Source organism: Arminella tubonensis, assembly GCF_003240585.1.
GTDB classification, from domain to species: Bacteria; Pseudomonadota; Alphaproteobacteria; order Rhizobiales; family Rhizobiaceae; genus Rhizobium; species Rhizobium tubonense.
Genome location: NZ_PCDP01000049.1, coordinates 1 through 7,578, shown reverse-complemented (window position 1 = coordinate 7,578; position 7,578 = coordinate 1). Strand labels below are relative to the sequence as shown.

Annotated in this window: 6 protein-coding genes and 3 pseudogenes; 5 read left to right on the top strand and 4 right to left on the bottom strand. The window is 55.8% G+C overall.

The window, feature by feature from the left end; genetic code table 11:
- Positions 1-357, bottom strand: a pseudogene (locus tag CPY51_RS23055) (transposase); the annotation flags it as partial.
- 181 nt (positions 358-538) lie between these two features.
- Positions 539-2,551, bottom strand: a complete 2,013-nt coding sequence (gene rpoD, locus CPY51_RS23050) for an RNA polymerase sigma factor RpoD (RefSeq protein WP_111162579.1) — start codon at positions 2,549-2,551, stop codon at positions 539-541.
- 258 nt (positions 2,552-2,809) lie between these two features.
- Between rpoD and CPY51_RS23045 the strand changes: the two are divergent.
- The 3 genes and pseudogenes from CPY51_RS23045 to CPY51_RS23035 all read left to right on the top strand — a co-directional run.
- Positions 2,810-3,120, top strand: a pseudogene (locus CPY51_RS23045) (IS6 family transposase); the annotation flags it as partial.
- A 175-nt stretch (positions 3,121-3,295) separates the two neighbouring features.
- On the top strand, positions 3,296-4,177 hold the full coding sequence (locus tag CPY51_RS23040) for an AraC family transcriptional regulator (RefSeq protein ID WP_111162578.1): 882 nt from the start codon (positions 3,296-3,298) through the stop codon (positions 4,175-4,177).
- A 259-nt stretch (positions 4,178-4,436) separates the two neighbouring features.
- Positions 4,437-4,577: pseudogene (locus CPY51_RS23035) on the top strand (IS3 family transposase); the annotation flags it as partial.
- Between the two features lie 582 nt (positions 4,578-5,159).
- Here the strand turns inward: CPY51_RS23035 and CPY51_RS23025 are convergent.
- A complete protein-coding gene (locus CPY51_RS23025) occupies positions 5,160-5,342 on the bottom strand; it encodes a helix-turn-helix transcriptional regulator (RefSeq protein WP_275540496.1) in 183 nt (60 codons plus the stop codon).
- Positions 5,343-5,388: 46 nt separating this feature from the next.
- On the bottom strand, positions 5,389-6,105 hold the full coding sequence (locus tag CPY51_RS23020; protein ID WP_111162575.1) for an IS6 family transposase: 717 nt from the start codon (positions 6,103-6,105) through the stop codon (positions 5,389-5,391).
- Positions 6,106-6,672: 567 nt separating this feature from the next.
- On the opposite strand from CPY51_RS23020, the gene groES reads away from it, so the two are divergent.
- Together groES and CPY51_RS23005 are read left to right on the top strand one after the other, a co-directional pair.
- Positions 6,673-6,969 carry a co-chaperone GroES gene (gene groES / locus CPY51_RS23010; RefSeq protein ID WP_111162573.1) on the top strand — a complete coding sequence of 99 codons (297 nt, stop codon included), beginning with the start codon at positions 6,673-6,675 and terminating at the stop codon, positions 6,967-6,969.
- Positions 6,970-7,035: 66 nt separating this feature from the next.
- Positions 7,036-7,578: TCP-1/cpn60 chaperonin family protein (locus CPY51_RS23005; RefSeq protein WP_275540495.1), on the top strand; the 543-nt coding region annotated here is incomplete at its 3' end.

The window sequence follows — 7,578 nt, the reverse complement described above, 5'->3', positions numbered from 1 at the left end:
GTTTGCTGAGCGATTGCCACGTCCGTGCCCGACGGCTGAGCGTGGTATGATCGGGGAAGGGAGTGCCAACCCCATCAATTGCAGTATCGATTTCAGAAAGCCTTCGGCCTGCCGCAACCGCAGGCCGAACACCATGCCCAGGGACAAGGCTGTCTCGATCGCAAGATCAGAATAGCGAGGCTGGCCACCACGGGTCTTGCGTCTTGGAGCTGACCACATCGCAAGCGCCTCCGGTGTCAGCCACAAGGTCAAGCCTCCACGTCGCCGAAGCCCCGCCTCATATTCCGACCAGTTCGTCACCTTGAACTTCATCTTGCCGATGTGATGACGGCGGGCGGCATTGCGTTTGAAAGGCATGACTGCGACAGACCGGCTATTGAGATCCCCGCTCGAATAAATCACGACAACTGAATGATCCGTGCACCAAAGCCCATGGGATCGGCATCGACGAGAGCCAGCAAGGGTAGAGTCACGTCATTCGTCATTTCGTCATGATTCGACAGTGGCGTAAGCGTGGGGCGCCCAAGGGCCCCTCCGCTCAAGCTGTTTCCAGAAACGACCTCAGTGTGCGGCTGCGGCTCGGGTGTTTCAGTTTGCGCAGTGCCTTTGCTTCGATCTGGCGAATGCGCTCTCGTGTAACCGAGAATTGCAGACCGACTTCTTCGAGCGTATGGTCGGTGTTCATGCCGATGCCGAAGCGCATCCGAAGAACCCGCTCCTCCCTTGGTGTCAGCGTGGCAAGAACTCTGGTCGTGGTCTGTCGCAGGTTGGATAGTACGGCAGCATCGAGGGAATTGACTGCACTTTTGTCTTCAATGAAATCGCCGACGCTTGCGTCGCCATCGTCGTCACCCACTGGCGTGTGGAGCGAGATCGGTTCCTTGGCGATCTTCAGGGTCTTCTTGACCTTGTCCAGCGGCATCCCCATTTTTTCGGCGATTTCTTCCGGCGTCGCCTCCCGACCCAAATCGTTGAGCATTTGGCGTGACGTCCTGACGATCTTGTTGATCGTCTCGATCATGTGGACGGGAATGCGGATCGTCCGGGCCTGGTCCGCGATCGAACGAGTGATGGCCTGCCTGATCCACCATGTCGCGTAGGTCGAAAACTTGTATCCTCGGCGATACTCGAATTTGTCGACCGCCTTCATCAGGCCGATGTTGCCTTCCTGAATCAGGTCGAGGAACTGAAGCCCGCGGTTGGTGTATTTTTTGGAGATCGAGATGACGAGCCGAAGGTTGGCCTCGATCATTTCCTTTTTAGCGAGGTTGGATTCCCGTTCGCCCTTCTGTACCAGGGTAACAATCCTGCGGAACTCCGCCAGAGAGATCCCCGTGTCGAGCACTAGAGCGCTGATCTCGTCGCGGATCGACTGGATGGTGGCGACTTCCTGAGTAACGAAGGATTTCCATCCCCTGCCCGTAAGCTCGGCAACCCGTTCCAACCAGCGAGGGTCCAGTTCATATCCACTATAGTGATCGAGAAATTCATCGCGTCTGACGCCGTGCGATTCAGCGAGCCGCAGAAGGCGACCTTCGCTGACTACTAGGCGCTTGGAGATGTCGAAAAGTTGTTCGATCAGGCTGAGGATGCGCTTGTTGTGGAGCGAAAGCGATTTGACGGCAGTGACCAGTTCATCGCGGTAGGTGCCGAGGAGTTCTTCTTCGTTCGGATCGCGGCGTTTCCTGTCCTGCAGTTCACGCAATCGGCTGTAGGTATCCGCAATGTTCTGCAGAGCTGTCGTCACCTGCGGAAGGAGTTCTGTTTCCATGGCGACCATGGAAAGGCCCTCGTCTTCCTCCGCGTCCTCAACTATGGAGGAATCGCCGCCGACGTTTGTGATGTCGTCGTCGACCGACCGAGCGTTGCGCAGCCGATCCTTGTCTTCCTCTGCTTTGCGATCGATCTCGATCTGCTCCGCACCTTTGAATTCCGGAGCGGCCTTGGCATCCGGGCCGGAGTAGGTTGTCTCGAGATCGATGATGTCACGCAGCATCGTGGTGCCGTCGAGCAATTCGTCGAGCCAGATAATGATTGCCTGAAACGTAAGCGGGCTCTCGCAAAGACCTGCGAGCATCGTTTCCCTGCCGGACTCGATCCGCTTGGCGATGGCGATCTCGCCCTGCCTCGAAAGAAGCTCTACGCTGCCCATTTCCTGCAGATACATACGCACCGGATCGTCGCTGCGGCCGCCAGGTTCTTTCTTTTTGGCAGTCGCCAGCGACTTGGAAGCCGCGGCGACGATCTCGGTATCGCCGTCGCTCGCGCCCCTATCCTCCTCCTCATCCGTATTGTCATCGTCGACCTCATCATCATCGACGATGTTGATCCCCATGCCGGAAAGCTTGGCCATCAGATCCTCGATATATTCGGAGGACAGATCATCGGAAGAAACCACCGTGTTCAGCTGCGCGATGGTCAGGTGGCCACGCTCCTTGGCGGTTTTGATCATGCGTTTGACGGCATCATCCGAAAGATCGAGTAGGGGTCGATCAGTGCTTTCGTGCGCATTATCGCTAATGGCGTTGTCCTCAGTCGAATACTTCGCCATTGATACGAGCCCTTTTGTCCGCCAAATCACTATGGTTGATATAAAGCACTTCGGCTCGATTACGAAGATTGTCTTACGGTAACCTCGTTGCCCTCCGATCTACTTTTACGAAGGGTATCCACCTGGGTCTCTGGTCCGATTGCCCTCCATCTTTTGCGGCAATTTAAATAGCTGCCGGTACCAGCCGAGGATCTCCGGTACGACTAGTCGGCATCGTAACGTTAACCGGGCATTGGTCAAAATGTGGGATCTGGCAGCATGACCAAACTTGCCCGTGATCCGCTCTACCGTCGCCATCGATTTCCATCGGAGGTGATTGCCCATGCGATGTGGCTGTATTTCCGGTTTCCGCTCAGCCTGCGGATGGTCGAGGATATGCTGGCAGCGCGTGGCGTCATCGTCTCTCACCAGACCGTGAGGCTCTGGGCTGAGAAATTCGGCAGACACTTTACCAATGATATCCGGAAGCGATCGGCCGGCAGCTCGGGGACAAATGGCACCTCGATGAGGTCGTCATCACCATCGCCGGCAAGAAACACTGGCTCTGGCGCGGGCTGGCTTTCAAGGGGCGGCTCTTTTTAGATTGCGGCGACTGCCTGCGAAACGGCGCGATTTCGTTGGACGCTCAAGGCTGCCACTCCGCGGGGCCAAATTTGAGCAGGCAAGCCTGGCAATCCGCAAGATCGGTCGAGCGCACAGCACTTGTGCGGGGCTATTTGGTCCTGCCACGGTAAGGACAGTAAAATGACGACGACGCTTCGAAACTACCATGCCCGGATGCAACGGGTCCTAGATCACATTGATCAGCATCTCGACCGCAATCTGGACCTAGACGAGTTGAGCTGCGTGGCCGCCTTCTCCAAGTATCATTTCCATCGGCAGTTCTCGGCGGCCTTTGGGCTGTCTGTGCATCGCTATATCCAGCTCGTTCGCATGAAGCGGGCATGCTACAGGCTGGCCTACAGGGACGTAGACAGCGTGACCGAGATAGCCATGGATGCCGGCTACGAAGCTCCTGACGCCTTTGCTCGCGCATTTCGGCAACGGTTCAGCCAGTCGCCTTCGCAGTTCAGGAAATCTCCCGATTGGGAACCGTGGCTTGCCGCCCTCGTGCCTCTCAACCTAGCAAGGAGTAAGCTTATGCAAAGGACATTTGCAGCCAATGACATCGAAATCCGCGAGGTGTCTCCGACCCCTGTCGCGATCATGAAACATCGAGGTGATCCGGCAATTATCGGCGACACGATCAAACGCTTCATAGCATGGCGCAAAGCAACTGGCCTGAATCCGAAGACCGGTTTGACTTTCAACATCTTCCATTCCGATCCGCGTGCGACGTCTCCGGACGAGTATCGACTGGACCTTTGTGTCAGCACCGATCAGCCGATCAAGACGAACGGAGAGCATATTGAGGCGGGCATGATCCCCGGCGGCCGTTGCGCCGTGCTGAAAGTCGTTGGCAATACTGATGATCTGGAGCCTGCCGCGCTTTACCTCTATCGCGATTGGCTGCCGGCCAGTGGCGAGGAAGCGAGGGATTTCCCCCTGTATTGCCAGCGCCTCATCTTCTTTCCGGAAGCACCTGAACATGCGGCGGTGGCAGAGCTCTTCCTGCCCCTGAAATAGCGAACCTCTGTGGCGGCTTGTCCGTTTCCGTCCACGACGGCGGACAAGCAGCTTTCAACCCAAATCTCCCGATCCGGCTAAACAGCGCGTTCGCTAAACGTGGGCATTCCATCAGGCGAAATCATAGCGACCTTCACCGGATGGCTACCCTGCACGAGATATGGCTGACTGTCTCGGATCAGCGCCCTTGAGACAAATCGGGTTTAATTGAGAAGAGAGGATTTCTGGTTTATCGTAGCTCGATCAAAGGAAGCGAAGGATGAGGCAGAAAGCCGGGCCGCAGGAACCAACGGCCGAGCATGTGATCAAGGACATCCACCGTGCGACGCGTAAGCATCATTCGGCCGAGGACAAAATCCGCGTCGTGCTGGAAGGCTTGCGTGGGGAGGAGAGCATATCTTTGCGACAAGCTGCTCAGCCTCCTGCGGTCCCAGAACTTGTTCACCATTTTCGAAACGGTCGAGGAATGCCAGCGCAGTCGTTATCTTATCCGCTTCAACACCGCTCATAACTTCAACCCCAATGGAAGTCGCTTAACTTTAAGTGTATCTCACGAGGAATGCGTGTCCGCGGCAAACAAAAGCTCTTCTGGTCCTTTGTTCAGGAATGCATAAACCGAGCGAAGTTTCTCATGCAGCTCGTCAAAAGCGACGATCATCACATCGCGCATATTGTTCCTGTAAAACTCGAATGACTTTCTGTGGGTCTCGTCCTTCGGTGCTCGGCCTGCAATGACCAGGCACTGCATGGCATAAGCGAAGACATCGTACTGGCGTGTCTGCCGAGCAGTTTTGAGAGCCTTGTCGCCAAGGATGAAATCGAGATGCTGATGCCCATCTGCGAAGGTTGTAAGCTCGAGCTCCGCGCCATCCTCTCGGACACCAACTCGAGCGACTTTGATCTTACCCTTCGAATTCTTTTCAAGGCCCGAATGCCTTGGTGAAATTCTCCCGGCAGTGTCGTCTCTAAGTCGATATTTGGCTTATCGGAATGTTGTCGGCGGTTGACCGTATTTTTGCTTGAAAGCGGTTGCGAGATGGGCTGAATCCGAAAATCCTGTTTCGAATGCGATCTCGGTCATGGACATGGCGCCCGTTTTCGACGAGGAAGCGCACATAGCCAGGCGGGTCTCCAGAATGAACCGTTTTGGCGTGACGCCGGGCAGCGTAAACTTAATGCTTCACAGTAAATATCTGGATTGGCGCGTTGGTTCAGGCGGCGTGAAGACGTGCGATTTGGCGCCAAGTATTCAAGGCTGCTGCTCGCAGTTCCCGATGGTGGGCGGATGGAATATCGTGGCGGGGAATGTGGAAGAGGTTGGCAATCGGGTCGTGGATGGAAGCGAAGCGTTGAAGATGCCTTGCTGACTTGAAGCCCTTCATGATCCGCTCTCGCCGCCGGGTAGGTTGATGGGAATTCTCCGCCCGGTTATTCAGGCCTTTGTGGGATCGATGTTCGACGCCAGGCATGATGTCGCGCTTTGCCGCGCCATAGAATCGCAGCTTGTCGGTGATCATGACACGGGGCGAACGTCCCTGTCCTTTCAGAAGCTTTCGCATCAGACGTTTGGCGGCCTTTGTATTGCGGTGGCTCTGCACCAGCACGTCGAGAACAAAACCGTCCTGATCAACGGCGCGCCAAAGCCAGTGTTTCTTTCCGCCGATGGTGATGACAACCTCATCAAGGTGCCATTTGTCGCCGAGCCTGCCGGCTGATCTCTTCCGGATATCATTGGCAAAGTGTCTGCCGAACTTCTCTGCCCAGAGTCGCACGGTCTGGTGAGAGACGATGACGCCACGCGCTGCCAGCATATCCTCGACCATCCGCAGGCTTAGCGGAAACCGAAAATAGAGCCAAACGGCATGGACAATCACCTCCGCTGGAAATCGGTGGCGACGACAAAGAGGATCACGGGCAAATCTGGTCATGCCGCCAGATCCCACATTTTGATAGATGCCCGGTTAACGTTACAGTGCCGTCGAGGGCTCATTTTAAGGGGTGTTGCCTGCGCAACATCAACATACCAGCTACCTATCAGAATAATCAGTTCCGTTACAGTCCGATAAGCTCGATGTGGCCATGGTCCAACCAGAAAACCGCGGCGCCCAACAATGGTGTTTCCGGGTATATCCGCGGGACAAGATCAATGTAGGTGGCAAGTTGCGGCCAATAGCCATCGAGATCGCGGGCTATCGCTTGCGCGATCGAATTGTGATGTGCAGATGACGGCCGGCTCAACGGTTTTGACGGTCAGCACTGTCGTCGATACGTTCCGGACACCGATAGGTCGCCCGACGGGGTTGATCACCGTTCCATGCTACGACAATCCACATCTGCTCCGCCTCGCACACATTGCGTGTGCCTTGCGTGGTGCTTCTCATGCTCTCAACTTAAAATGTGCGTCGCACGATGTTGCTAGCACTCTAGGCTGTAGAGTGCTATGAATCGCATATGGGGGCAGCCTGTTGGCTACGATCCCATCAAAGGATCCAAAGATGACAAAGACCAATTTCCGTCCGCTCCACGACCGCGTCGTCGTACGTCGCATCGAGGCTGAAGCAAAAACCAAGGGCGGCATCATCATTCCTGATACCGCCAAGGAAAAGCCGCAGGAAGGCGAAATCGTCGCTGTCGGCACCGGCGTTCGCGATGAGTCCGGCAAGTTCATTGTTCTAGACGTCAAGGCTGGCGACCGTATTCTGTTCGGCAAGTGGTCGGGCACTGAAGTCAAGCTCGACGGCGAAGACCTTCTCATCATGAAGGAAACCGACATCATGGGCGTTATCGGCTAATTAGCGGGTCGCTCTTTCCAATTCTGTCATGACGACCATTGGGCCATGAGCCCGGGAGTTCATTCTATGACTGCCAAACAAATCAAATTCGGTCGTGACGCGCGCGAAAAGCTGCTGCGCGGCGTCGACATCCTCGCCGATGCCGTCAAGGTAACGCTTGGTCCTAAGGGCCGTAACGTCATCATCGACAAGTCCTTCGGCGCTCCGCGCATCACCAAGGACGGCGTCACAGTCGCCAAGGAAATCGAACTCGAAGACAAGTTCGAAAACATGGGCGCACAGATGGTCCGCGAAGTTGCTTCGAAGACCAACGACATTGCCGGCGACGGCACCACGACTGCAACGATTCTTGCCGCTGCGATCGTTCGCGAAGGTGGCAAGGCAGTTGCCGCCGGCATGAACCCGATGGACCTGAAGCGCGGCATCGATCTCGCTGTCGCAGCGGTTGTCAAGGACATCGTCAGCAAGGCCAAGAAGATCAGCACGTCTGAAGAAGTTGCCCAGGTCGGCACGATCTCTGCAAACGGCGAAAAAGAAATCGGCGCTTATATCGCTGAAGCCATGCAGAAAGTCGGCAACGAAGGCGTCATCACCGTTGAAGAAGCCAAG